Origin of the sequence: Massilia paldalensis (assembly GCF_044901715.1) — a bacterium.
GTDB lineage: Bacteria > Pseudomonadota > Gammaproteobacteria > Burkholderiales > Burkholderiaceae_D > Telluria > Telluria paldalensis.
Map to the genome: position 1 here is coordinate 1,193,195 of NZ_JBJCIU010000001.1, position 23,970 is coordinate 1,217,164.

The 23,970-nt window shown below is 68.0% G+C and carries 17 protein-coding genes; 8 read left to right on the top strand and 9 right to left on the bottom strand.

Going from position 1 to position 23,970, the window contains the following annotated elements; genetic code table 11:
- Positions 1-75: 75 nt before the first annotated feature.
- A complete protein-coding gene (locus tag ACI1V7_RS05330; protein WP_404530700.1) occupies positions 76-1,725 on the bottom strand; it encodes a M28 family peptidase in 1,650 nt (549 codons plus the stop codon).
- Positions 1,726-1,908: 183 nt separating this feature from the next.
- Between ACI1V7_RS05330 and ACI1V7_RS05335 the strand changes: the two genes are divergently transcribed.
- From ACI1V7_RS05335 to ACI1V7_RS05345, 3 genes are read left to right on the top strand one after another with little or no spacing between them, the layout of a single operon-like run.
- Positions 1,909-2,331, top strand: a complete 423-nt coding sequence (locus tag ACI1V7_RS05335) for a hypothetical protein (protein ID WP_404530701.1) — start codon at positions 1,909-1,911, stop codon at positions 2,329-2,331.
- Positions 2,332-3,786, top strand: coding sequence for an ATPase domain-containing protein (locus tag ACI1V7_RS05340; protein WP_404530702.1), 1,455 nt, complete (start codon positions 2,332-2,334; stop codon positions 3,784-3,786).
- Positions 3,787-3,798: 12 nt separating this feature from the next.
- On the top strand, positions 3,799-5,124 hold the full coding sequence (locus tag ACI1V7_RS05345) for a hybrid sensor histidine kinase/response regulator (protein ID WP_404530703.1): 1,326 nt from the start codon (positions 3,799-3,801) through the stop codon (positions 5,122-5,124).
- A 120-nt stretch (positions 5,125-5,244) separates the two neighbouring features.
- Here the strand turns inward: ACI1V7_RS05345 and ACI1V7_RS05350 are convergent, their stop codons facing one another.
- From ACI1V7_RS05350 to ACI1V7_RS05370, 5 genes are all read right to left on the bottom strand, one after another.
- Positions 5,245-6,456: a pyridoxal phosphate-dependent aminotransferase gene (locus ACI1V7_RS05350; protein WP_404530704.1), complete on the bottom strand. Its 1,212-nt coding sequence runs from the start codon at positions 6,454-6,456 to the stop codon at positions 5,245-5,247.
- Between the two features lie 55 nt (positions 6,457-6,511).
- Complete coding sequence (locus tag ACI1V7_RS05355; protein WP_404530705.1) at positions 6,512-9,280, bottom strand: putative bifunctional diguanylate cyclase/phosphodiesterase; 2,769 nt, start codon at positions 9,278-9,280, stop codon at positions 6,512-6,514.
- A gap of 43 nt (positions 9,281-9,323) precedes the next feature.
- Positions 9,324-10,193, bottom strand: coding sequence for a phosphate/phosphite/phosphonate ABC transporter substrate-binding protein (locus ACI1V7_RS05360; RefSeq protein ID WP_404530706.1), 870 nt, complete (start codon positions 10,191-10,193; stop codon positions 9,324-9,326).
- A gap of 111 nt (positions 10,194-10,304) precedes the next feature.
- Entirely contained in the window at positions 10,305-10,850 is a 546-nt protein-coding gene (locus tag ACI1V7_RS05365; protein WP_404530707.1) for a GNAT family N-acetyltransferase, read from the bottom strand.
- Positions 10,851-10,922: 72 nt separating this feature from the next.
- Positions 10,923-12,434, bottom strand: coding sequence for a peptide MFS transporter (locus ACI1V7_RS05370; RefSeq protein ID WP_404530709.1), 1,512 nt, complete (start codon positions 12,432-12,434; stop codon positions 10,923-10,925).
- 309 nt (positions 12,435-12,743) lie between these two features.
- Between ACI1V7_RS05370 and ACI1V7_RS05375 the strand changes: the two genes are divergently transcribed.
- Together ACI1V7_RS05375 and ACI1V7_RS05380 are read left to right on the top strand one after the other, a co-directional pair.
- Entirely contained in the window at positions 12,744-16,139 is a 3,396-nt protein-coding gene (locus ACI1V7_RS05375) for a PAS domain-containing hybrid sensor histidine kinase/response regulator (protein ID WP_404530710.1), read from the top strand.
- 126 nt (positions 16,140-16,265) lie between these two features.
- Positions 16,266-16,595: a hypothetical protein gene (locus tag ACI1V7_RS05380; protein WP_404530712.1), complete on the top strand. Its 330-nt coding sequence runs from the start codon at positions 16,266-16,268 to the stop codon at positions 16,593-16,595.
- Between the two features lie 15 nt (positions 16,596-16,610).
- Here the strand turns inward: ACI1V7_RS05380 and ACI1V7_RS05385 are convergent, their stop codons facing one another.
- From ACI1V7_RS05385 to map, 3 genes are all read right to left on the bottom strand, one after another.
- On the bottom strand, positions 16,611-17,357 hold the full coding sequence (locus ACI1V7_RS05385) for a pseudouridine synthase (protein ID WP_404530713.1): 747 nt from the start codon (positions 17,355-17,357) through the stop codon (positions 16,611-16,613).
- Positions 17,358-17,485: 128 nt separating this feature from the next.
- A complete protein-coding gene (locus tag ACI1V7_RS05390; protein ID WP_404530714.1) occupies positions 17,486-20,074 on the bottom strand; it encodes a [protein-PII] uridylyltransferase in 2,589 nt (862 codons plus the stop codon).
- Positions 20,075-20,098: 24 nt separating this feature from the next.
- On the bottom strand, positions 20,099-20,926 hold the full coding sequence (gene map / locus ACI1V7_RS05395) for a type I methionyl aminopeptidase (protein WP_404531546.1): 828 nt from the start codon (positions 20,924-20,926) through the stop codon (positions 20,099-20,101).
- A gap of 305 nt (positions 20,927-21,231) precedes the next feature.
- On the opposite strand from map, the gene rpsB reads away from it, so the two are divergent.
- From rpsB to pyrH, 3 genes are all read left to right on the top strand, one after another.
- The gene (gene rpsB / locus ACI1V7_RS05400) at positions 21,232-21,978 is read left to right on the top strand and encodes a 30S ribosomal protein S2 (protein ID WP_290411048.1); all 747 of its coding nucleotides are present in this window, start codon (positions 21,232-21,234) and stop codon (positions 21,976-21,978) included.
- 107 nt (positions 21,979-22,085) lie between these two features.
- Positions 22,086-22,994 (top strand): translation elongation factor Ts, encoded by a 909-nt coding sequence (gene tsf / locus ACI1V7_RS05405; protein WP_404530717.1) that lies wholly within the window; start codon positions 22,086-22,088, stop codon positions 22,992-22,994.
- 234 nt (positions 22,995-23,228) lie between these two features.
- Positions 23,229-23,945 (top strand): UMP kinase, encoded by a 717-nt coding sequence (pyrH, locus tag ACI1V7_RS05410; RefSeq protein ID WP_314545352.1) that lies wholly within the window; start codon positions 23,229-23,231, stop codon positions 23,943-23,945.
- Positions 23,946-23,970: the final 25 nt, after the last annotated feature.

Sequence of the window (23,970 nt, forward strand, 5' to 3'; positions counted from 1 at the left end):
CCCGCGATCGATACGCCGGCGCCACCCGTTCGACGTCGACCGTCCAGCGCCAGCGCTAGCACAAGCACTAGGACCTTAGCGCTTGACCTTGCCGTACGCCTCGCCGTCCTTCCAGCGCGGCAGCGCCGGGGCGTTCGCGACCGCGTAGCCGAGGTTCAGCGTGAACTGCGCCTGCTGCACCATGCCGGACAGGTCCCACGACGGATCGTACTGGTCGGTGACCTGGTGGTAGTCCCTGGTGAAGGCGCGCATCTTGTCCACGGCGCCGTGGTCGTGCTCGAAGGTGAACTTGCCGTCGCCCGAGAACACGGCCGACCCCACGTTGAACGCGGGCACGCCGGCCTTGGCGAAGTTGAAGTGGTCGGCGCGGAAGTAGGCGCCGCCCAGGTCCGGGGTCGGCGGGGCCAGGCTCAGGCCCATCGACCTGGCGACCTGGCCGGCCGTGTCGACGAGGGTGCTGCGCTCGGCGCCGGCCACGCCGATGTCGCGTGTGCGGCCGACGAAGTTCATGCTGTCCAGGTTCAGGTCCGCGGCCGTCCGCGCCAGCGGCCACAGGGGCGCGCGCACGTAGGCCAGGCTGCCCAGCAGGCCCTGTTCCTCGGCGCAGGGCCACAGGAAGATCTGGGTGCGCCGGGCCGGATGGGCGACGGCGGCCTGCGCCATCGCCAGCAGGGCCGCGCTGCCGGACGCGTTGTCGATGGCGCCGTTCCAGATGTGGTCCGGCTTCCCGTTTTCAACATCGATGCCCAGGTGGTCCCAGTGCGCCGAATAGATCACGGCGTCGGCCTTCAGCGTCGGGTCGGCGCCGGGCACGATGCCCGCCACGTTGTACTCGACGACCTGGCGCACGGCGCTCTTCACCTCGGCCTGCGCGGTGGCGTCCAGCGCCACCGGCGCGAAGCCGCGCACTTCCGCGCGGGCGCGCAGGGCGTCGAGGTCCTGGCCGGCCTGCTTGAACAGCGTGCGCGCGAAGTCCTCGCTGATCCAGCCCTGCAGCGCGTTGCCGGCGCCGGCCAGGTGGAACTGCTCGTGCGAGAAGCTGTTGACGGGCACGGTCCACGGATACGACGCGGATTCGGTGGTGTGCACGAGCAGGATGCCGGCGGCGCCCTGGCGCAGCGCTTCCTCGAACTTGTAGACCCAGCGGCCGTACCAGGTCAGCGACTTGCCGGCGAAGCGGTTCGGCTCGGCGGCGGTCGGGCGCGGGTCGTTGACCATCGCCACGATCAGCTTGCCCTTCACGTCGGCGCCCTGGAAATCGTTCCAGCGCTCGTCCGGCGCATCGATGCCGTAACCGACGAAGACGACGGGCGCGGACAGGGCCGTCTCCGCGCGGCCGTTGGCGTTGCCGAACACGACGTCCCGGCCGAACCGGGCGTCCAGCGTCCTGCCGCCGGCCGTGAACTGCACGCGGCTGCCGGGCAGGGTCTTCTGCCCGACCATCTCGACCTTCTGGCGGTAGGTGCCGTCTTTCAAAGGCGCGAGGCCGATGGCGGCAGCCTGGGTCTCGAGGTAGCGCACGGCGAGGGCGCCACCGCGCTGTCCCGTGCCGCGGCCCTCGAACAGGTCGTCGGCCAGCATGGACAGGTGGGCGCGCAGCGGCGCTTCCTGCACGGAAGGGGCGGCGGCCGGAGCAGCGGCGAGATGGGCGGAGACCAGTGCGGAACTCAATGCGACGGCGACGTGGGCGGAGCGGAAGGTAAAGCGCGGGAGACGTGGGGACATGGGATCGCGGGGTGATGGCAAACACCCATGGTAGCAGCTCGACAGCCGCGATGAACAGAAAGTGGTAAAACTGACAAGATGGTCACAAGATTACATTTTCTGGGTTGACATTGCAGCTATAATGCCCGTGGATGCCTGGACCGCAATGGCGGATTGCCAAGGATAATAATTTCGCGAAGCCTGATGGAAAGAGATGATAACCAGCGCCGACCCGACGGGATTGCGCCCGTGCCGGCTGTGCCTGGCGCGGGAACGCGCCTGTTGCAGCCGTGGCGCCGCATCACCGGCCAGCTTGCCGGTCTGATCGGCGAAAGCGGCGTCTGCGCGCTGTTCGGCCGTACCGTGCGCATGCTGGCGCCGCGACACGGCTGGCTGAGCGTCGGCGGCGAGCGTTCCTCGATCGAGGCGCTGCTGGCGACGCTGGAGCGGGACCTGGCGGGCGTGAATGCCGACCAGGCCGCCGCGGCCAATGCGGAGTTGCTGGCGACGTTCACCAGACTGCTCGCCGCGTTGATCGGAGAGGGGCTGACGGCACGGCTGCTGGCCGACGCGGGGAAGGAACCGGACGGCCGGGATGGGCCGCAAGAAGCACAGGAGCAAAAGTAAATGACCGACAAAGTACGCTTGGGGATGCTCAGCACGGGGGTGCCGGGACTCGACATTCTCCTGGGCGGCGGCCTGACCGAGTTTTCCTTCACGCTGATCGCGGGCGCCCCCGGCAGCGGCAAGACGACGCTGGCGCACCAGATCATGTTTGCCCTGGCCAATCCGCAGCGGCGCGCCCTGTTCTTCACCGTGCTCGGCGAGCCGCCGCTGAAGATGCTGCGCTACCAGCAGCAGTTCCCGTTCTTCGACATGGACAAGGTCGGTCCCGTGGTCCGCTACGTGAACCTGGCCGACGACCTGCGCGCGGGCCACTTCGACGGCGTGCTCGAACGGATCATGCACGAGGTCGAGGACTTCGGGCCGGGCCTCGTGTTCGTCGACTCGTTCCGCTCCGTCGTGCAGACCGCGCGCGGCGGCAACGAAGGCCTGACCCACCTGCAGCACTTCATCCAGGAACTGGGCTCGCGCATGGCGACCTGGCAGGCGACCACCTTCCTGATCGGCGAATACACGCAGGCCGACGTCGAGGCCAACCCGATCATCACGGTCGCCGACGGCATGGTGGCGCTGGCCCAGGCCAGCGACGACAACTCGATGCTGCGCAAGATCCGCATCATCAAGATGCGCGGCCAGGGGCACATGACGGGCGCCCACACGATGCGCATCACCGACGAGGGCATCCGCGTGTATCCGCGCGAGCTGCCGCCGCTGGCCGACGACCGCCTGCCGGGCACCCAGTCCGACCTCCAGCCGCGCCGCATCCCGACCGGCGTGCCGGGCCTGGACCAGCTGATGCTGGGCGGCGTGCCGCAAGGCCACGCGCTGCTGGTGACGGGACCGACCGGCATCGGCAAGACGGTGCTCGGCACGCGCTTCCTGGAAGCGGGCGTCGGGCTGGGCGAGAAGGGCGTGGCCGTGTTCTTCGAGAAGGGCACGGCGCGCCTGCGCAACGCGGCGCTGGCCCGCATGGCGCAGGAAGGCAGCGTCGCCGTGGTCGAGACCCGCTCGCTGTCGCTCAGCGTCGAGGAACTGCTGGACGGCATACTGAGCGCGATCGACCGCACCGGCGCGACCCGCGTCGTGATCGATTCGCTGTCCGAGTTCGACCTGTACCTGGCGCCGGAAGCCCGGGCCGACCTGCGCCAGACCGTGTTCCGCACGCTCAGCGCGCTGGCCAAGCGCGGCGTGACCGTGCTGGTGACGGCGGGCATGGACGACTCGCGGCCGAGCCTGCGCACCAGCCCCCACGAGCTGGCCTTCCTGGCCGATGCCGTGGTGGCGATGCGCTTCGCCGAGGTGGGCGGCGCGCTGCGCAAGTTCCTCATGGTGGTCAAGGTCCGCGGCGTCGACCACAGCAGCGAGCTGCGCGAGTACCACATCACGGGCAGCGGCATCGAGGTCGACGAACGGCCGGTGCCGTACGAAGGCGTGCTCACCGGCTGGCCACGCAGCTGAGCGGGAGATGGGATGAGCGACGCGGCGGTGACGGGCATGGACGGCAGCAGGGCGCAGGACGGCGCCCCCTCGCAGGAACGGCTGAGCGCACTGGAAGCCGAGGTTGCCGCCCTGCGCGCCGCCGCGCGCGACCGGGACGAGCTGGAGGCCCTGGTCGCCCAGCTGCGCGAAGCCAACGAGCACCTGGTCCTTGCCACCGTCAACGCCCAGCACCTGCGCGACGACGCCGAGGCGGCCAACCGGCGCCAGAACGAATTCCTGGCCATGCTCGCGCATGAGCTGAGGAACCCGCTGTCGCCGATCGCGATGGCCGCGTCGCTGCTGGAACGCGGCGCCACGCCGGAACAGACCCGGCTGGCGCGCGTGGTGGGGCGCCAGGTCGAGCACATGGCGCGCCTGCTGGACGACCTGCTCGACGCGGCGCGCATCAGCAGCGGCAAGATCACGCTGGCGCCCGAGCCGCTGGCGCTGGCGGAAGTGCTGCGCCATGCCGTCGAGACGGTGCAGCCGCGCATCGCCGAACGGCGCCAGTCGCTCGAGCTGGCGCTGCCGCCCGAGGACGTGGCGGTCGAGGGCGACCGCGTGCGCCTGGCCCAGGTCTTCACCAACCTGCTGGCCAACGCGTCCAAGTACACGGGCGACGGCGGCCGCCTGCACCTGGCCGTCCATGCGGCCGACGGCACGGCCACGGTGCACGTCGAGGACGACGGCATCGGCATCGCGCCCGAGGTCCTGCCCTATATCTTCGACCTGTTCACGCAGGGGCCGCGCTCGCTGGCGCGCTCCGAGGGCGGCCTCGGGGTGGGGCTGAACGTGGTGCGCAACCTGGTCGGCATGCATGGCGGGACGGTCGAGGCCAGCAGCGCCGGCAGCGGCCGGGGCAGCCGCTTCGTCGTGCGCCTGCCGCGCTGCGGCGAACAGGCCGTCCCCGCGGCCGCGCCGCCGCCCGCCGTCGCCGCGCCGGGCGGTCCGCGCCGCGTGCTGCTGGTGGAGGACAACGTCGACGCCTGCCTGACGCTGGCCGGCTGCCTGGCGGCCGACGGCCACGACGTCGCCGTCGCCCACGACGGTCCCGGCGGACTGGCGCTGGCGCTGTCCGGGTCCTGGGACGTGATCGTGTGCGACATCGGGCTGCCGGGCCTGGACGGCCTGGGGCTGATGCAGGCGCTGCGCGCGGCGCCCGACGGCGCCGTGCCATACGCCGTCGCGCTGAGCGGCTACGGCCAGCCGGGCGACCGCGAGCGGGGCCTGCAGGCCGGTTTCGACCGCTACCTGGTCAAGCCGGTGACGGCCGGCGTGCTGTGCGAGCTGGTGGCGGGGGCGGCGCGCGCAGCGTAGCGCCTTCCTCCTCGCCACGTCGCCCCGGCGCAGGCCGGGGCCCAATTTACGCGTTCAGGCAGTGCCGAGGCATTGGACCCCGGCCTGCGCCGGGGCGACGGTTGTTGCGCCGCCAGGGCGTTAGCGCCCCAGCAGCCGCGCGATGCGCCCGACCGCCTCCTCGATCCGCTCGATCTTCGTCGCATACGAAAAGCGCACGTGCCGTTCCGGCGCGGCGAAGCCGAAATCGCCGCCCGGCACGATCGCCACGTGGGCGTCGCGCAGCACGGCCATGCCGAAGGCGGCGCTGTCGGCCGCGTCCGGATGCGCCAGGCCGGCGATGTCCGCGTACACGTAGAAGGCGCCGTCCGGCATCACGGGGATCGAAAAACCGAGTTCGCGCAGCGCCGGCACGAGGAAGTCGCGGCGGCGCTGGAATTCCAGGCGGCGTTCCTCGAACACGGCGATCGCTTCCGGCGCGAAGCAGGCCAGCGCCGCGCGCTGTGCCACGGTGGGAGCGCAGATGAACAGGTTCTGCGCCAGCTTTTCCACGGCCGGTACCAGCGCGTCCGGCAGCACCAGCCAGCCCAGGCGCCAGCCCGTCATGCTGAAGTATTTCGAGAAGCTGTTGACGGTGATGACGTCGTCGCCGAACGAGAGGGCGCTCACGGGCTTCTCGCCATACGACAGGCCCTGGTAGATCTCGTCGACGATGGCGAAGCCGCCACGCGCGCGTACCGCCGCCACGAGGTCGCGGGTCTGTTCCGGGGTCATCGAGGTGCCGGTCGGGTTCGACGGCGAGGCCACGATCACGCCGCGCGTGCGCGCGTTCCAGCGCGCGTCGACCTGGGCGACCGTGAGCTGGTAGCGCTCCTCGGCGCCGGACGGCACCAGCACCGGGCGGCCGCCGAAGGCGCTGACGAAGTGGCGGTTGCACGGATAGCAGGGGTCGGGCATCAGGACCTCGTCGCCCTCGGCCACCAGGGCCGCGCAGGCCAGCAGCAGGGCGGCCGAGGCGCCGGCCGTGATCACGATGCGGCGCGGGTCCACGTCCAGGCCGTGGCTCGTGGCATACCAGGCGGCGATCGCCTCGCGCAGGGCGGGCAGGCCGAGCGATTCCGTGTACTGGGTGGCGCCGGACTGGATCGCGGCGACGGCGGCGCGTGCGACGACGTCGGGCGCCGTGAAGTCCGGCTCGCCGACGCTCATGCTGACGACGTCGATGCCGGCGCGGCTCATGGCGGCGGCCGCCTTGACCATTTCCATCACGCGGAACGGTTCGATGGCCTCGACGCGGGCGGCGAGCTGCAGGGCGCGCGCGGCGCCGTCGAGGGAAGCGGTGTTGGATGACATGCGAGGAGGGTGAGAAAGGTCGATCCCGCCATTCTACCGCCGCTGCGGCGCGGCGTCAGGTCGCCGCCTCGCTTTCCAGCAGCGCCGCGCAGCCGTCGGCCGCCAGCGGACGGCTGACGTAGTAGCCCTGGATCTCGTCGCAGTGGTAGCGTTCCAGCTCGCGCAGCTGGGCGATGGTTTCCACGCCCTCGGCCACCACCTTCAGGTTCAGGCTGTGCGCCAGGCGGATGACGGCCTTGGTGATGGCGGCATCGTCCGGATCGTCGGCCAGGTCGCGCACGAAGGTGCGGTCGATCTTGAGCGCGTCCAGCGGGAAGCGCTTCAGGTAGGCCAGGCTCGAGTAGCCGGTGCCGAAGTCGTCGACCGACAGGCGCATGCCCAGCGCCTTGATGCGCGACAGGGTGGCGACGGCGGCTTCCGGGTCCGACATCAGCATCGACTCGGTCAGCTCGAATTCCAGCAGCGCGCTGGCCACGCCGGCGCCGGCCACGATGCGCTCGATGGCGCCCGGCAGGTCGCCCTGCTGCAGCTGGCGCGCCGACAGATTGATGGCGATCGGCGCCAGCGCCATGCCCCGCGACTCCCAGTCCTTGAGCTGGCGGCATACTTCGCCGATCACCCATTCGCCGACGGGCAGGATCAGGCCCGTGTCTTCCAGGATCGGAATGAATTCCAGCGGCGCGACCAGGCCCCGTTCCGGATGGTTCCAGCGCAGCAGCGCCTCGAAGCCGCTGATCGTGCCGGCGTCCAGGTCCAGCTTGGGCTGGTAGTGGAGCAGGAATTCTCCCCGTTCGAGCGCCAGGCGCAGCTGGGTCTCGGTCTGCACGCGCCGGGTCGTGCTCTCGTGCATCCGGGCCTGGAAGAAGCGGTAGTTGTTCCTGCCGCCGTTCTTGGCATCGTACATTGCCGTGTCGGCGTTCTTGAGCAGCAGCTCGGCGCTGCCGCCGTCGTCCGGATAGCTGGCGATGCCCACGCTGGCCGACACGAACAGCTGCTGGCCCTCGAGATGGAAAGGACGCGCCAGCGCCTCGACGACGCGCTGCGCGACCAGGGCGGCATCGGCATTGTCGGACAGCTCCGTCAGCACCAGCGCGAACTCGTCCCCGCCCAGGCGCGCCACCACGTCGCCGGGACGGGCGCAGGCCTGCAGGCGCTGGGCGGCCTGCACCAGCAGGCGGTCGCCGACGGCGTGGCCGAGCATGTCGTTGACGTTCTTGAAGCGGTCCAGGTCGACGAACATCACGGCGGCGCGCCCGCCGTGGCGCGCCGCCTCGGAAATCGCCTCTTCCAGCGCGTCGCTCAGTTGGCGCCGGTTCGGCAGCTCCGTCAGGGCGTCGTACTGGGCCAAGTAGGTCAGGCGGCTCCTGGCATCGTGGCGCTCGACGGCGGTGCCCAGGATATTGGCGAGGCCGCGCAGGAAGCTGGCGTCGTCGTCGGTGAAGCGGCGGTGTTCGTCGTCGTAGACGGCCAGCAGGGCGACGCTGCGGTCGGCGCAGACGATGGCTTCCTCCAGCCCGGGCGCACTGCCGATCAGGCCGTTGGCCGCACGCAGCACGGGCGCGCCGATGCCGGCGGGGGTCTCGAACAGCGCGGCGCCGGCCGCATCGAGGCCGTGTGCGGCCGCGGTGGCCGCTTCCATGAACAGTTCGTCGAGGTCGTTGGCCGCCAGCGCCTTGCGGCCCAGCTCCGCCGCCAGCGTCTGGCGCCGCGCGTTTTCCACGATGGCGCGCTCGAACTCCTTGCGCTCGCTGATGTCGATGTCGATGCAGATGTAGCGCTCGACCTTGCCGGCGTCGTCGAGCATCGGCACGACGGTGCGGTACCACTGGCGCGTGCCGAGGCGTCCGTGGATGACGACCTCGCCGTTCCAGACCTGGTCCGACGGCCGCCACGACGCGCCGCCGCCCGCCGACTGGCCCACGTCGGCGAGCGGACGGCCGATCACGGCCGCGCGCGCGAAGCCGCTGCTGGCGACGAACAGGTCGTTCACCGCCGTGATGGCGCCGTGCGCGTCGACCTCGGACACGATCGCCGCCTGGTCCATCGCGCTCTTGTGCTGCATGAGGGAATTCATCAGCGAATCGATGCGCTGGCCGAACTGCACGCGCAGGCTGGCGGCGCCGCGGTTGACCGCCGCGATCGCTTCCTGGATCTCGGTCGGGGCATCGTCCAGCAGGGGCGCGTCGGCGTTGACGCGGCCGGCCGCCACGTCGTTCTCGAACTTGCGCAGGCGCCCCAGGCTGACGAGCCAGCGGCGCAGCAGCGTGCGCATCAGCGCCAGGCTGCAGGCGAACACGATGCCGGCCACGAGCGCCATCTCCAGCACCATGTTCCACAATTGGGCGGCGAGCTTGTCCTCGTCGAAGGACAGGCGGACCACGCCGTAGTCCTTGCCGCCCACGTTGGCGATGCGGTTGACGTCGTACAGCTTGGAGGCGATCAGCGCCACCAGCCACTGCGGGGCCGGCGCCCGCGTCACGTGCGGGGCCTCGAGGCGGATCCTGCCGCCGGCCACGTCGATGAACTCGGCGCGCTTGAACGGCGACTGGAACAGCATCTTGCCCAGCGTGCGCTTGACGGTGTCGTAGTCGCCGATCACGGCGCTGTCCTCGATGGTCTGGGCCGCCACCTCCACCAGCGTCATGGCCGTGTCCTGGGTTTCCTCGATGTGCTGCAGGAACTGGTAGCGGTAGAAGAGACCCAGTCCAGTGCACAGGCACAGCAGCAGGGTGAGCGAGAACACGGCGAACACGCGCCCCACGAGGGAGCGCGGCAGCAGGGACCAGCGCTGGGGGTTGGAGGTGGAGGAGCGCGGAAGGAGCATGGGAGCCGGTCGTCGAAATCAGCGGTTGGGGTCAGTCCGAGCGTCAGCGCAGGTCCGCCGGCGCATCGGCATAGAAGGCGCGGTAGGACGCGTAGTCGGCGTCGGTCGCGGGAACGAAGGACAACGGCACGGCGGCATGGACGAGCTCCGAGGCGGCGTCCAGGATCTTGCGGCCTTCCGGATCCTGGCGCATGCCCAGGAAGGCGCGCGCCACGGCGCGCAGGTGCTCGGCCGGCACGCGCGGCGACGCCATCAATGCCAGGTCGTTGAACGGGGCCGAGGCCCACAGCACGCGGAAATGCTTCCCTTCGCGGCCGGTGTAGCTCTGCACCAGCTGGGAATTGGCGCCCACGGCCTTGACCTTGCCGGCGAACAGCTGGGTGAAGGCGGCGTCCTGATTGCCGGCGAAGACCACGTCGACGGGAATCTCGCGGCGCAGCAGCTGGGCGTAGGTCACCTTGTAGGCGATCAGCGCTTCCGGGCCGGGGAAGGCCACGGCGCCGCCGGCCAGTTCGCGCAGGTCGCGCACGGGGGAATCGGCGGGGACCACGATCTGGCCCTGGACGGGCGGCGCGGCGCGGCGGCCGAACACGGTCCAGCCCATTCTTGCGCGCTCGGGACCGAACAGGTGGTTGGTGAATGCGAAATCGACTTCGCGCGCGAGGACGTAGCTCGTGGTGTCGGCCGAGGTGCGGCCCAGTTTCAGGGTCAGGCGCACGCCGCTTTTCTGCGACACGTAGCGCATGATCGGGTTCCAGAAGCTGGCCGATACCTGCAGATTGTATTGATTAACGGGCGAAAAATGGTAGACCGGCGGTTCGGCGGCGCCGGCGCCGGGATGGGCGCAGGTCAACGATGCGAAGGCCAGCAGGGCGGCCAGCCGCGGAAAGCGGTAGAAAATTTGACGAAACATGGTGCGGAAATCGGTAGATGGGCGCTTGCAGGCGGTGCCAAGTGCGGCACTCTCCTGCTCGTACACTCAAATATAGCATATTTCCGAGATGCAATAGGTGAAAGCGATTTACTAACGTGCGGCCTTGTGGTTTCCTGCGCGGTTCGCTTCCCAGTCGGTGCGCTCCAGCGCGTGCACGGGCACCGTTTCGCCATTCCAGACCTGCATGCCCACGAGGCGCATGCCGAGCTTGTCCATGACGCGGCGTGAGGCGTCGTTGCCGGGATCGCGGATCGCGCACAGGCGCGGCGCATCCAGCGTCTCGAAGCCGTGGCGGACGAGCGTGAACGCGGCCTCCGTGGCCAGGCCCTGGCCCCAGCTGGCACGGCGCAGGCGCCAGCCCAGTTCGTGCGGGTTGGCGCGATCGAAGCCGAGGTGCTGGATGCCGGCCGCGCCGACCATCTCGCCGCTGGCCGCGTCCAGCAGCGCCCACCAGCCATAGCCCCAGGCAGCCCAGCGCGCGCGCACCCGGCCGATCATGGCGCGCGTCTCGTCCGCGGTCGAAGGGCCGTGCAGCCAGCGCATGACCTCCGGGTCGCCGTTCATCGCGTGCAGGCCGTCGAAGTGGACGTCGTCGAGCGGTTCGAAGCGTAGCCGGGTGCTGGTCAGGATCGTCATCGTGGGACTCCGGAATGAAGAACGGCGCGCCGGAAGCGGGCGCGCCGTCGGGATGATACCTCGGCAGGCCGATCAGTTGTGCGACGCGTGCGTGGCGCTCAGGCGGCGCATCAGCGGCAGCACGAGCAGCGCGATCACGGTGCAGGCGACGGCGCCCAGGCCCAGCTTGTTGAACAGGCTCGTGTAGATCGGCAGCGTCTGGACCGGATCGGTGATGTTGCTCGGCACGCTGGCCAGGTTGGCGACGACGCCGCCCAGGTACTGCGAGATGCCGGTGGCGACGAAGTAGGCGCCCATCATGAAGCCCGTCATGCGCGCCGGCACGTAGCGGGCCACCATCGCCAGGCCCAGGCCGGACACCAGCAGCTCGCCCAGCGAGTAGAAGCCGTAGCCGGCGATCATCACCCAGGACGAGGTCAGGCCGTTCACGGCGAACGCGCCGGCCACGCCGTAGGCGAAGAAGCCGACGGCGACGGCACCGAAGCCGAGGGCGAACTTGCCGGCGATGGACAGGTCCTTGCCGCCCTTGCCGGCGGCCGTGTAGACCCAGGCCAGCACGGGGCTCAGCACCATGATCCAGATCGCGTTCAGCGCCTGGAACTGCGCCGGCGACCAGGTCCACAGGTGGGCGCCGAACACGCTGAAGTCGAGGTCGACGTTGCGCAGGGCGAACAGCGACAGCGAGGTCGACATCTGCTGGTAGAAGATGAAGAAGAACACGGTCTGCAGCGTCAGCACGAGGGCCGCCGTCAGGCCGGCGCGTTCGCTCGGCACGCTGGTGCGGATCAGGTGGATGAAGATGCCCAGCACGACGAAGCCGGCGACATAGACGAACAGGCGGGCCAGCGCCTGGTATTCCAGGATCACGGCGGACAGGCCGACGGTCAGCACGCTGCCCGCGAGCACCATGAGCAGCTTGGCGACGTCGAGCGGGCGCTCGTCCGGCGGCGAACCGACGTGGGCGATGGTGGCGCGCATCGCCAGCACGTTCAACAGGCCCAGCACCAGGCCGACGCTGCACACGGCGAACGCGGCGTGCCAGCCCAGCTCGTTGCCATAGGTGGCATTGACGTAGTCCTTGATCCACGGCGTGGCCAGCATCGACACGGTCGAGCCGACGTTGACGGCCATGTAGTACAGCGTGAACGCGGAGTCGATCTTGGAATCGTCACCCTCGTAGATCTTGCGCACCAGGTTGGCGGTATTCGGCTTGAACAGGCCGTTGCCGACGACGATGACGCCGAGGGCGAAGAACATGAACCAGGTGTTCTCGGACGGGACGGCCATCAGGGCGTAGCCGAGGGTCAGCACGATGGTGCCGAGGTACATCGAGCGCTTGGTGCCGAGCACCTTGTCGCCGATCCAGCCGCCGATGGCGGGCGAGACGTAGATCAGGGCGGCGGCGGCGCTCCAGACCAGGTTGGCCCGGCTGTCGTCGAAGCCGAGGCGCTGGACCATGAAGTACACGATCAGCGCCTGCATGCCGTAGTAGCCGAAGCGTTCCCAGAGTTCGATCAGGGCGACGGTGAGGAAGGAACGGGTTTGCGAATATTGCGCGGTATTGGTGGGTGTTTCGTTTTTCATGGGACTCCAGGATCTTGACCGGTCGCCTTGTGGGCACGGCAAGCCGTGGATGCTACGACAGAGGGAGCATCGATGCAAGAACGGAAAATGCCGTCATTACGGTATGACGCAACGCTGACGCCAAGCAGTGCTTCCACACGAGGCCTTACCGATTAAAAGTGACGATCGCAATCAATCTGATGAAGTGTTCCGAATCTTTGGAATTCCAGCGCGCAATTAAATATGGCGAGTACGATTGAAATCCATTGGCAATGATCGAAATGTCAAGTAATCTGTGGTTTCAGTCGTTAAACAACCGACAATAAATCCATGGCCGATTCGCCTCCAGGCGTGCCCGGCGCCGCCGAAGGCGCCTACCGCGACGATACCGTGGTGGCGGCATTGTTGCGTGAACGCGGTACGGGCGAGGATGCTGGCACCGAGCAGGCGCTCGCGGCGCTGGCCCAGCAACTGGCCGACGACCCGCACTCGCTGCTGCAGCGTGTGGCCGAGCTGGCGCGCGCGCTGTGCGGCGCGGACTCCGTCGTGGTGGCCGTCTGCGAACCAGGTCCGGGCGGCGGCATGGACGACTGTAGCGTGCGCTGGCAAGCCGTGGCGGGCCGTCTGGCGCCGCTCGAGGGGGCGCGCTGGGGAATCGGTGCATGTACCTGTGGCGCGCCCGTGCTGGCCGACGGCAGCACGTTGTTCGAGCATCCGGCCGATCATTTCCCGTCGGCGCGGGGCCTCGACGTGCCCCTGGGCGAAACGCTGGGCGTTCCCTGGCGCGTGCAGGGCCGCGCCCTCGGCTCCCTGAACGCCATGCGGCTGGAGGGCGGCGGCGGCTTCGATGCCGGCCACCTGCGCCGCCTGCATGCCTGCGCCGCATTCGCGGCCGCCGGCTGGCAGGCCGCCAGCCACGAGGCGGACCCGGCCGTGACGGAGGACGGGGCCGACGGCGGGGAACTGGAACGGCGCGTCGAGGAGCGCATCCGCCCCGTGCTGGAACGCGAGGAACACCTGCAGCGCGAGGTCGAGGAAAGCCGCGCGGCCGAGCGCGTGCTGCGCGAACACAAGGCGCTGATCGACGCCACCCTCACCATCGACACGGTGGGCGTCATGTATTTCGACCTCGACGGCACAGTGCGCGACGTGAATCCCGCGTTCGAGCGCATGACGGGCTATTCCTGCGAGGAGCTGCGCACCTTGGCGCACTGGCGCGACCTGACCCCGCCCGAATTCTGGGCGGTGACGGAAAGCGCCTTGCGCGACCTGGAAGCGGGCGCCAGTCCCGTGCCCTATACCAAGCAGATGGTGCGCAAGGACGGCAGCCGCTGGTGGGGCCTGTTCGCGCCGGCGCGCATCGGCAGTGAAGGCGGTGAGGGCGCCGACGGCGGCGGCGAGGTGCGCGGGCGCTGCGTGCTGTTCGTGATCGACGTCAGCGCCAACAAGGAAACGGAGGAGCGCCTGGCCGAGAGCGAGGAGCGTTTCCGCGCCATGGTCCAGGGGTTCGCCCAGGCCGTGTGGGAAACCGATGCCCAGGGCCGCATCGTGGAGGGTTCGCTCAGCTGGACCCAGTACACGGGACAGCGCGAGGAAGCGTCGCTGGGACTGGGCTGGCTGGACGCCGTGCATCCCGAGGACCGCGCCGCCGTGCTGCGCCAGTGGCGCGCGGCGGTCGGCATGCGGCGCACGCTGAACGTGGAGTTCCGCGTGCAGGTGGCGGCCGGCGGCTGGCGCTGGACCAATGCGCGCGCCGCGCCGCTGTTCAATGACGACGGCTCGGTGCGCAAGTGGGTCGGCATGCACATCGACATCGACGAGCGCCGCCGCACGCAGGCGGCGCTCATCGAAAGCGAGCGGCGGTTCCGCATGCTGTTCGAGTCGATGGACGAGGGTTTCCTGCTGGCCGCCGTCGAGCTGGACGACGCCGGCCGCGCGACGGGCCTGTCGTACACGGAGGCGAATCCGGCGGCAGTGCGCATGGCCAATATCTCCTACGTGGGCCCAGGCCGGCTGCGCGTGCGGCCGGAGCACGAGCCGTGCTGGCTGGACGCCTGCGCCGAGGTCGTACGGACGGGCACGAGCAGCCGCTCCCAGTGCTATGCGCCGGGCGTGCAGGGATGGTACGACTTCTTCGTCTTCCCCGTCGGCGGTGGGGCCAGCCCGCGGGTGGCGATCCTGTTCTACGACATCACGCTGCGAAAGCGCGCCGAGGATGCGCTGCGCGAGAGCGAAGCGCGGTTCCGCGCGCTGGCGGACGCGTCGCCGGCGCTGGTCTACCAGTTCGACATGGACGGACGCGTGATCTACCTGAACGAGCGCTGCACGTCCGGCAGCTGCCCGTTCGGGCCGGCGGCGCCGGGCGCGCCGGACGGGCGCGGCTGGAACGGCATCGTGCCACCGGCCGACATGGATGCCTACCTGCGCGCCGTGTTCGACGGCGTGCGCGCCGACGGCGCATTCACCCGCCGCATCGAGACGCCGGTGGCCGGTGGCGCCAGCCACTGGTTCGAAGCGCACGTCGCGCCCTGGTTCTCCGGCGAGGGCGTGCAGCGCGGCTACGTCGGCATCTCGCTCGACATCACGGGCGCCGTCCAGGCCGAGGAAGCGCTCAGGGAAGCGGACCGGCGCAAGGACGAGTTCCTGGCCACGCTGGCGCACGAACTGCGCAACCCGCTGGCGCCGATCAGCAATGCCGTGCAGCTGATGCGCCGTCCCGACGGCCGGCGCCAGGCCGACCGCGTGGTCGAGATGGTGGGACGCCAGGTGCGCCAGATCGTGCGCCTGGTCGACGACCTGATGGAAGTGTCCCGCATCACGCGCGGAAAGATCGACCTGAAGCTGGAACGGGTGCCGTTTTCCGAGATCGTGCAGGCGGCCATCGAGACCAGCCAGCCGGCCATCGACCGCTGCGCCCACCAGCTCGCCGTCGCGCTGCCGCAGGAGCCGCTGGTGCTGGAGGCCGACCGCGTGCGCCTGACACAAGTGTTTTCCAACCTGCTCAACAATGCCGCCAAGTACACGGATGCCGGCGGCCGGATCTGGTTCGACGCGCGCCGCGTGGACGGCATGGTCGTGGCGTCCGTGCGCGATACCGGCATCGGCATCCCCGCCGAGGCGCTGCCGCGCGTGTTCGACATGTTCGCCCAGGCGCACCGCAACGTGGGACGGGGGCAGGGCGGGCTGGGCATCGGCCTGACGATGGTACGCAGCCTCGTCGAGATGCACCATGGCACGGTCGAGGCGAAGAGCGCGGGCGGCGGCCTGGGCAGCGAGTTCATCGTGCGCCTGCCGCTGGCCGATCCGGACGGCGAATGGGAGCCCGCCGAGCCCTTTGGCCAGGCACGCGTCGCCGCGCCCCTGCACGGCCAGCGCATCCTGGTCGTGGACGACAACCGCGACGCGGCCGACACGCTGGGCTTGCTGCTGGAGGCGGACGGCGCCGAGGTCCGCATCGCCTATGACGGCCGCAGCGCGCTGTCGACTGCGGACAATTTCCTGCCGCACAGCGTGCTGCTCGACATCGGCATGCCCGGCATGGACGGCTACGAAGTGGCGCGCCGTCTGCGCCAGGATGCGCGCTTCGCGGCGCTGCGCATCATCGCCCTGACGGGCTGGGGCCAGGACGCCGACCGGCGCCAGACCCGCAACCGGGGGTTCTCGCATCACCTCACCAAGCCCGTCACGCTGGAAGACCTGCACCTCATCCTTGCCGATCCGGTCTGAAACAACTTGATACAAATTCCTGACCGGTCGTTCAGTGTTTTGTTCCCCTCTGTGCGCCAGCTAACGTCAATGCATACACCCCGCTGATAGAGTGAAATCACGTCGACGAGTGTTGGGGAGGCAGCGATGACGTGGATTTCGCATATCGTGCGGTACCTGGGCGTGTTGGGCGATCCCAGGCTGGAGCCGGAAACCATCGAGGGCTTGCCCCCGTTCGCCCTGCGCCAGGCGAACGACGCGCTGCGGCGCCAGGGATGGGTGACGACCTACGAGTACGTGGGCGAGGATGCCTGGGTCGATTACGCGCGCGTGGACTTGCGCAAGGGACGTTCCAAGCTGAAGCTGGAGTGGGACCAGGAAAGCGGCGGGACCGTGGCCGGCCCGCGCGCCGTGCTGGACGAGCTGCGCGTGCTCGACCCGTGGACGAACATGCAGATCAAGCATGGCCCCCATTGAAGGCCGTGCCGCCGTTCAGAACACTTCGTCTGCTCCCAGGTAACGCCACTGTCCTGGGGGCAAATCGCCTAGCTTCACGCGGCCGATCCGCACCCGCTTCAGGCCGACGACCTTCAGGCCGACCATATCGCACATGCGCCGGATCTGGCGCTTGCGGCCTTCCTTCAAGGTAAAGCTGAGCTGGTCGTCGTTCTGCCAGCGTACCTTGGCGGGCAGCAGCGGCTTGCCGTCCATCCACAGCCCATGGTTGAGTTTCTTGAGGTCGGCGTCCGGCAGGCGGCCCGGCTTCGTGTACTGCACGCGCACCAGGTATTCCTTCTCGATGGACGTGTCCTGGCCGATCAGCTGCTTGGCGATGCGGCCGTCCTGGGTCAGCACGAGCAGGCCGACGGAATCGATGTCCAGGCGGCCGGCCGGCACGAGCGAGCGCAGCTGGGTGGGGTGGAACAGTTCCGGCGACGGGTCGTCGGCCCAGTGGTTCTCCGGCTTGACGAGCACGACGGCCGGCTTGTAGCCGTCCTCGGCCTGGCCGCTGACGTAGCCGACAGGCTTGTGGATCAGCACCGTCACGCGCTTGGACTGCTCGGCCGCGGCCTGGCGCTCCACGGTGATCTTCTGGTGCGGCAGCACCTTGCTGCCGAGTTCCGAGACGACTTTCCCGTCGACGCGGACCCAGCCGCGGGCGATCCATTCATCGGCTTCGCGGCGGGACGAGAGTCCCAGTTCGGACATGCGTTTGGACAGGCGTACGGGTTCGGTCATGGTAATGTTGAGTAACGATTAAATACGTCGTCCCTGCGCAGGCAGGGACCCAATGTGCACGCATCGTGGCAGCGCTGGATTGGGCCCCTGCCTGCGCAGGGGCGACGGTGTTGCGGTTAACGGTGGTCTCAGATCTTCAACGCATCCAGCAACTCGGTCTCCAGCTGCACCTGCACGCGCTGGTTGTTGAGTGCCGCGCCGTCGATCAGGAACACGTCTTCCACGCGTTCGCCCAGCGTCATGACCTTGGCCGTGTGCAGGTTGATGCGGTAGCGCGCCAGCACGCTGGCGATCGCGTACAGCAGGCCGTTGCGGTCGTTGGCGGCGATCGACAGCAGCCAGAACTGGCCGCGCTCGTCCGGACGCAGGTCCACCGTCGGGGTGACGGGGAAGTTGCGCGACATGCGCGACAGGCGGGCGCGCAGCGGCGGCGACAGGGGTTCCTGGCGCGTCAGCACGTCGCACAGCTCGTGCTCGATCAGGTTGATGATGTCGCGGTAGTTGCCGGCGAAGTTCTCGTCCGTGATCAGGAAGGTGTCGAGCGCGTAGCCGCCCTTGGTCGTGTGGATCTTGGCGTCGAGGATGGAAAAATTCTTGCGGTCGAAGTAGCTGCAGATGCGGGCGAACAGGTCCGGCTGGTCCTTCACGTAGACGGTCACCTGCAGGCCTTCGCCGATGGGCGCCAGGCGCGACTTCACGACGGGCTTGTCGCGGCCCAGCTTGTCGTGCAGGCAGCGCGTCTGCCAGGCGATGTCGGACGCGTCGTGGCGCAGGAAATAGGCCATGTCGAGCTGCTTCCACAGCGCCTCGTGCTCGGTCGGGCCCAGGCCGAACAGGCGCAGCGTGGCCAGCGCCTCCTGCTGGCGCGCGCGCAGTTCGCGGTCTGCCGACGGCGGCTCGCCGCCCAGCACGCGCAGCGTGACCTTGTACAGGTCTTCCAGCAGCTTGGCCTTCCAGGCGTTCCACACCTTCGGGCTGGTGCCGCGGATGTCGGCCACGGTCAGCAGGTACAGCGCCGTCAGGTGGCGCTCGTCCTTGACCAGGGCGGCGAAGGCGGCGATGACGTCCGGATCGGACAGGTCCTGCTTCTGCGCCACCTGCGACATCGTCAGGTGCTGCTCGACGAGGAACACGACCAGTTCCGTGTCTTCCTCCGACAGGGCATGGTCGCGGCAGAACTGCAGCGCGTCTTCCTTGCCCAGTTCCGAATGGTCGCCGCCGCGGCCCTTGGCGATGTCGTGGAACAGGGCGGCCACGTACAGCAGCCAGCGGTCGCGGAAGTTGGCGATCAGCTGGCTGCAGAACGGGTATTCGTGCGCGTGTTCCGTCATCGTGAAGCGGCGCATATTGCGCACCACCATCATGATGTGCTGGTCGACCGTGTACACGTGGAACAAATCGTGCTGCATCTGGCCGATGATGCGGCGGAAGTTCGGCAGGTAGCGGCCCAGGATGCCCAGGTCGTTCATGCGGCGCAGCGCGTGCACGAGGCCCACGGGCGCCTGCAGGATGCGCAGGAACAGGGCGCGGTTGGCGGGACGCGCGCGGAATTCCTCGTCGATCAGCTTGCGCGCATGCCAGATCGCGCGCATCGTGCGTGCCGTCATGCCCTTGATGTCGGGGCGCTCCGTCATCAGCACGAAGATCTCGAGCACGGCCGAGGGGTTGCGTTCGAACGTGTCGTCGGCGGCGATGTCGATGAAGCCGCCGACCTCATTGAAGCGCGGGTTGATCGGCACCGGTGCGCTCGGGGTGGGGAACAGTTGCGCCTCGATGTTCTGCAGCAGCATCGTGTTCAGCTGGGTCACGGTCTTGGCGGCCCAGTAGTAGCGCTGCATCAGGAATTCGCTGACGCGGCGCTCGGGCGTGCCTTCCAGGCCCAGGTTCTCGGCGATGGCCGTCTGCACGTCGAACACGAGCCGGTCTTCGCGCCGCTTCGTCTGCAGGTGCAGGCGGATGCGGATGTCCTTGAACGCGCGTTCCTTTTCCATCAGCTGGCGCGCTTCCTCGCGCGTGATCAGGCCGCGCATCGCCAGCTGGCTCCAGGAATTGGCCAGGCCCGCCGCCTTGGCCACCCACAGGATCACCTGCAGGTCGCGCAGCGCGCCCGGGCTTTCCTTGACGTTCGGCTCCAGCGAGAACGGGGTGAATTCGTACTTGGCGTGGCGCAGCCGCATCTCCGCCGTCTTGGCGTGGAAGAAGGCTTGCGCGTCCATCGCCGCGTCGTAGCGGAACTGCAGCGTCTCGAACAGCGGCTGGCTGCCAGTCACGAGGCGCGCTTCCAGCAGGCTCGTCTGCACCGTGATGTCGGCCTTCGACTCGACCAGGCACTCGTCCACGGTGCGGATGCTGTGGCCGATCTCGAGGCCGAGGTCCCACAGCAGCTGCACGAAATTCTCCAGCTTCGCCTGGGTCAGCGCGTCGGCCGGCCGGCCGAGCAGGACCAGCAGGTCGACGTCGGAATAGGGGAACAGCTCGCCGCGCCCGTAGCCGCCGACGCCGACCAGCGCCGTGTCCTCGGGCAGGGCGGCTGTGCGCCAGGCGTCTTCGAGCACGCCGTCGACGCTCTGGCGCAGCCCGCGCAGCAGCTTCTCTGGCTTGCCGCATTCCTGGAATTCGGCGATCACGAGCTGGCGCTCGGCCTTCAGGCGTTGCTTCAGCTGCTGCTGCAGGCTGGGTTGCTGGTCGAGCTGCGAATCGGCGACGGTGCTGGTCATGGTCGGCGTGGACGGCTTGGTGGGTCAGGCGGCGACGGCGTCGTTCTGCTGGACGATGGCCGGCGGCGGCGGGGTGCCGGCCGACGTGGTCAGCACTTCGTAGCCCGTCTCCGTCACCAGGATCATGTGTTCCCACTGGGCCGACAGGCTGCGGTCCTTCGTCTTGATGGTCCAGCCGTCCGGCATTTCGCGGATCTCGCGGCGGCCCGCGTTGATCATCGGCTCGATCGTGAAGATCATGCCGGCCTTCAGTTCCTCGCCCGTGCCCGGGCGGCCGTAGTGCAGCACTTGCGGTTCTTCGTGGAACACGCGGCCGATGCCGTGGCCGCAGAATTCGCGCACCACCGAGAAACCGTTCTTTTCGGCATGCTGCTGGATCACGGCGCCGATGTCGCCCAGGTGGGCGCCCGGCTTGACCTTGCTGATGCCCAGCCACATGCATTCATAGGTGACCTCGGACAGGCGCCTGGCCTGGATCGACGGTTCGCCGATCAGGAACATGCGGCTATTGTCGCCATGGAAACCATCCTTCGTGATCACGGTGACGTCGATGTTGACGGCGTCGCCATTCTTCAGGACCTTGTCGCCGGGAATGCCGTGGCAGATCACGTCGTTGACCGAGGTGCACACGGCCTTGGGGAAGGGCGGATAGCCGGGCGGCGCGTAGTTCAGCGGGGCCGGCACGGTGCCTTGTTCCTTGATCATGTATTCGTGGCACAGACGGTCGAGTTCGCCCGTGGTCACGCCAGCCTTGACGAAAGGCGTGATGTAGTCGAGCACTTCCGCGCCCAGGCGGCCGGCGACGCGCATGCCTTCGATTTCTTCCGGAGTCTTGATGGAGATGGACATAATTTTACGGTTCTGCAATCTGCGATCCATCCATTATATGTGATCCCGGAGTGCCGCGGGACGATGGCCGGCGCTCCCGCCGGCAAGCTTCCGAGAGTGAAATGACATGGGTTTCGGTTGCGCGCAACGGCAAATCCCGCTAGAATCTCGGGTTGCTCGTGTTCGTATCGAGCGATGCGGTAAATAACGCCGCAAAAAGCAGCAAACCGAGTAGCAAATCAGCCTTTTTTAAATCGCGAATGCGGCCGACAAGGGTGCCCCAAGGGGTGTACCGGCCGTCGTTCAAGAAACCAACCCTGGAGAATTATATGTCTGTCACTATGCGCGAAATGCTGGAAGCCGGTGTTCACTTCGGCCACCAGACCCGTTTCTGGAACCCGAAAATGGCCCCGTTCATCTTCGGTCATCGCAACAAGATCCACATCATCAACCTGGAAAAGACCATGGCGATGTACCAGGATGCGATGAAGACCATCAAGCAGATCGCTGCCAACCGCGGCACCATCCTGCTGGTGGGCACCAAGCGCCAGGCCCGCGACATCATCGCCGCCGAAGCGCAACGCGCAGGCGTGCCGTACGTCGACCAGCGCTGGCTGGGCGGCATGCTGACCAACTTCAAGACCATCAAGACCTCGATCAAGCGCCTGAAGGACATGGAAGCCGCGATCGAATCGGGTGAAGTCGAGAAGATGAGCAAGAAAGAAGCGCTGATGTTCTCGCGCGAACTGGAGAAGCTGCAGAAGTCGATCGGCGGCATCAAGGACCTGCAGGGCGTGCCGGACGCGATCTTCGTCGTCGACGTCGGCTACCACAAGGGCGCCGTCACCGAAGCCGGCAAGCTGGGCATCCCGGTCATCGGCGTGGTCGACACCAACCACTCGCCGGAAGGCGTTACCCACGTGATCCCGGGTAACGACGACTCGTCGAAGGCCATCACCCTGTACGCACGCGGCGTCGCCGATGCGATCCTGGAAGGCCGTGCCAACTCGACCGCCGAAATCGTCGAAATGGCCAAGTCGGCCGACGACTTCGTCGAAGTCAACGAGCAAGCGTAATTGAATGACGGCGGGCGTGTGTCCGCCGATGGAAGAAGGGGCGCCGGGCGCCCCTTTTTTCAAGCGAATTCGAATCCGGTACCAGATTAAAACTTAGGAGAATACACATGGCAGCGATTACTGCAGCGATGGTCGGCGAACTGCGCGCCAAGACCGATGCCCCGATGATGGAATGCAAGAAGGCACTGAACGAAGCCGAAGGCGACATGGCCCGTGCCGAAGAGATCCTGCGCGTCAAGCTGGGCGGCAAGGCATCGAAGGCCTCGTCGCGCGTGACCGCCGAAGGCGTGGTCTCGGCTTACATCAACGGCAACATCGGCGCGCTGGTCGAAATCAACAGCGAAACCGACTTCGTCGCCAAGAACGATGACTTCCTGGCCATGGCCAACCTGGCCGCCAAGCTGGTCGCCGAGCAGAACCCGGCCGACGTCGCCGCCCTGGCAGCCCTGCCGGTCGACGGCAAGACCTTCGACGACATCCGTACCGCACTGATCGGCAAGATCGGCGAGAATATGACCGTGCGCCGCTTCCAGCGCTTCGAAACCACGGGCAAGCTGGCGTCGTACCTGCACGGCGCCCGCATCGGCGTGATCGTCGACTACGACGGCGCCGACGAGCAAGTGGGCAAGGACGTCGCGATGCACATCGCCGCGATGAAGCCGGTCGCCCTGTCGTCGGAACAAGTTCCGGCCGACCTGATCGAGAAAGAGCGTTCGGTCGCCCAGCTGAAAGCCCAGGAAGACGCCGACAAGGCCGTCGCCGAAGGCAAGCAGCCGCAATCGGCCGACATCGTCGCCAAGCGTATCGACGGTTCGGTGCAGAAGTACCTGAAGGAAGTGTCGCTGTTCAACCAGGCATTCGTGAAGAACGACAAGCAGAGCATCGAGCAGATGCTGAAGGCCGCCAACACCACCGTGAAGGGATTCACGATGTACGTCGTCGGCGAAGGCATCGAGAAGAAGGTCGACGACTTCGCAGCCGAAGTCGCAGCCCAGATGGCTGCCGTCAAGCAGTAATAAAGAAAACGGGCCGCAAGGCCCGTTTTTGTACGGGGACGCCCCGGCCGCTGGCCGTGGCAACATCGTAGGGTGGGCACCCCGTGCCCACCATGGCGCCAACGTCGTGCGGGCGCCGCAGGCGGGCACGTGGTGCCCACCCTACGTCCATCCGCAGCGACGGGTGAGGCTCCGGGAGCGTTCCCCGGTGCCAGAACCGGAATCGAAACACATCACCATACAGGAGCCCCATTCATGACCAAACCAGCCTACCAACGAGTCCTCCTCAAACTGTCTGGCGAAGCGCTGATGGGCGACGATCCGTTCGGCATCAACCGCGCCACCATCGAAGGCATGGTCGCCGACGTGGTCGAGGTGTCGAAGCTGGGGGTGGAACTGGCGGTGGTGATCGGCGGCGGCAACATCTTCCGCGGCGTGGCCCCGGGCGCGCAGGGCATGGACCGCGCGACCGCCGACTACATGGGCATGCTGGCCACGGTCATGAACGCGCTGGCGCTGGCCGACGCGATGCGCCAGCAAGGCATCACCGCGCGCGTGATGTCCGCGATCGGCATCGACCAGGTGGTCGAGCCCTACGTGCGCCCGAAGGCGCTGCAGTACCTGGAGGAGGGCAAGGTCGTCGTGTTCGCCGCCGGCACCGGCAACCCGTTCTTCACCACCGACACGGCCGCCGCGCTGCGCGGCGCCGAAATCTCGGCCGAAATCGTTTTGAAGGCAACCAAGGTCGACGGTGTCTATACCGCCGATCCGAAGAAGGATCCGCACGCGACCCGCTACGAGTCGATCTCGTTCGACGAAGCGATCGCCAAGCACCTGCAGGTGATGGACGCCACCGCGTTCGCCCTGTGCCGCGACCAGAAGCTCCCGATCAAGGTGTTCTCCATCGTCAAGCCGGGCGCGCTCAAGCGCGTGATCATGGGCGAAGACGAGGGTACACTCGTACACGTTTAACATTAATTGAAATACAGGAGAGCAG

Coding starts and splice junctions, on each gene's coding strand:
- ACI1V7_RS05385 (WP_404530713.1), bottom strand. CDS start 17,357: ATGACCGAACCCGTACGCCTGTCCAAACGCATGTCCGAACTGGGACTC.
- ACI1V7_RS05365 (WP_404530707.1), bottom strand. CDS start 10,850: ATGACGATCCTGACCAGCACCCGGCTACGCTTCGAACCGCTCGACGAC.
- ACI1V7_RS05345 (WP_404530703.1), top strand. CDS start 3,799: ATGAGCGACGCGGCGGTGACGGGCATGGACGGCAGCAGGGCGCAGGAC.
- ACI1V7_RS05375 (WP_404530710.1), top strand. CDS start 12,744: ATGGCCGATTCGCCTCCAGGCGTGCCCGGCGCCGCCGAAGGCGCCTAC.
- ACI1V7_RS05355 (WP_404530705.1), bottom strand. CDS start 9,280: ATGCTCCTTCCGCGCTCCTCCACCTCCAACCCCCAGCGCTGGTCCCTG.
- ACI1V7_RS05330 (WP_404530700.1), bottom strand. CDS start 1,725: ATGTCCCCACGTCTCCCGCGCTTTACCTTCCGCTCCGCCCACGTCGCC.
- ACI1V7_RS05335 (WP_404530701.1), top strand. CDS start 1,909: ATGGAAAGAGATGATAACCAGCGCCGACCCGACGGGATTGCGCCCGTG.
- pyrH (WP_314545352.1), top strand. CDS start 23,229: ATGACCAAACCAGCCTACCAACGAGTCCTCCTCAAACTGTCTGGCGAA.
- rpsB (WP_290411048.1), top strand. CDS start 21,232: ATGTCTGTCACTATGCGCGAAATGCTGGAAGCCGGTGTTCACTTCGGC.
- ACI1V7_RS05380 (WP_404530712.1), top strand. CDS start 16,266: ATGACGTGGATTTCGCATATCGTGCGGTACCTGGGCGTGTTGGGCGAT.
- tsf (WP_404530717.1), top strand. CDS start 22,086: ATGGCAGCGATTACTGCAGCGATGGTCGGCGAACTGCGCGCCAAGACC.
- ACI1V7_RS05360 (WP_404530706.1), bottom strand. CDS start 10,193: ATGTTTCGTCAAATTTTCTACCGCTTTCCGCGGCTGGCCGCCCTGCTG.
- ACI1V7_RS05350 (WP_404530704.1), bottom strand. CDS start 6,456: ATGTCATCCAACACCGCTTCCCTCGACGGCGCCGCGCGCGCCCTGCAG.
- ACI1V7_RS05390 (WP_404530714.1), bottom strand. CDS start 20,074: ATGACCAGCACCGTCGCCGATTCGCAGCTCGACCAGCAACCCAGCCTG.
- ACI1V7_RS05370 (WP_404530709.1), bottom strand. CDS start 12,434: ATGAAAAACGAAACACCCACCAATACCGCGCAATATTCGCAAACCCGT.
- ACI1V7_RS05340 (WP_404530702.1), top strand. CDS start 2,332: ATGACCGACAAAGTACGCTTGGGGATGCTCAGCACGGGGGTGCCGGGA.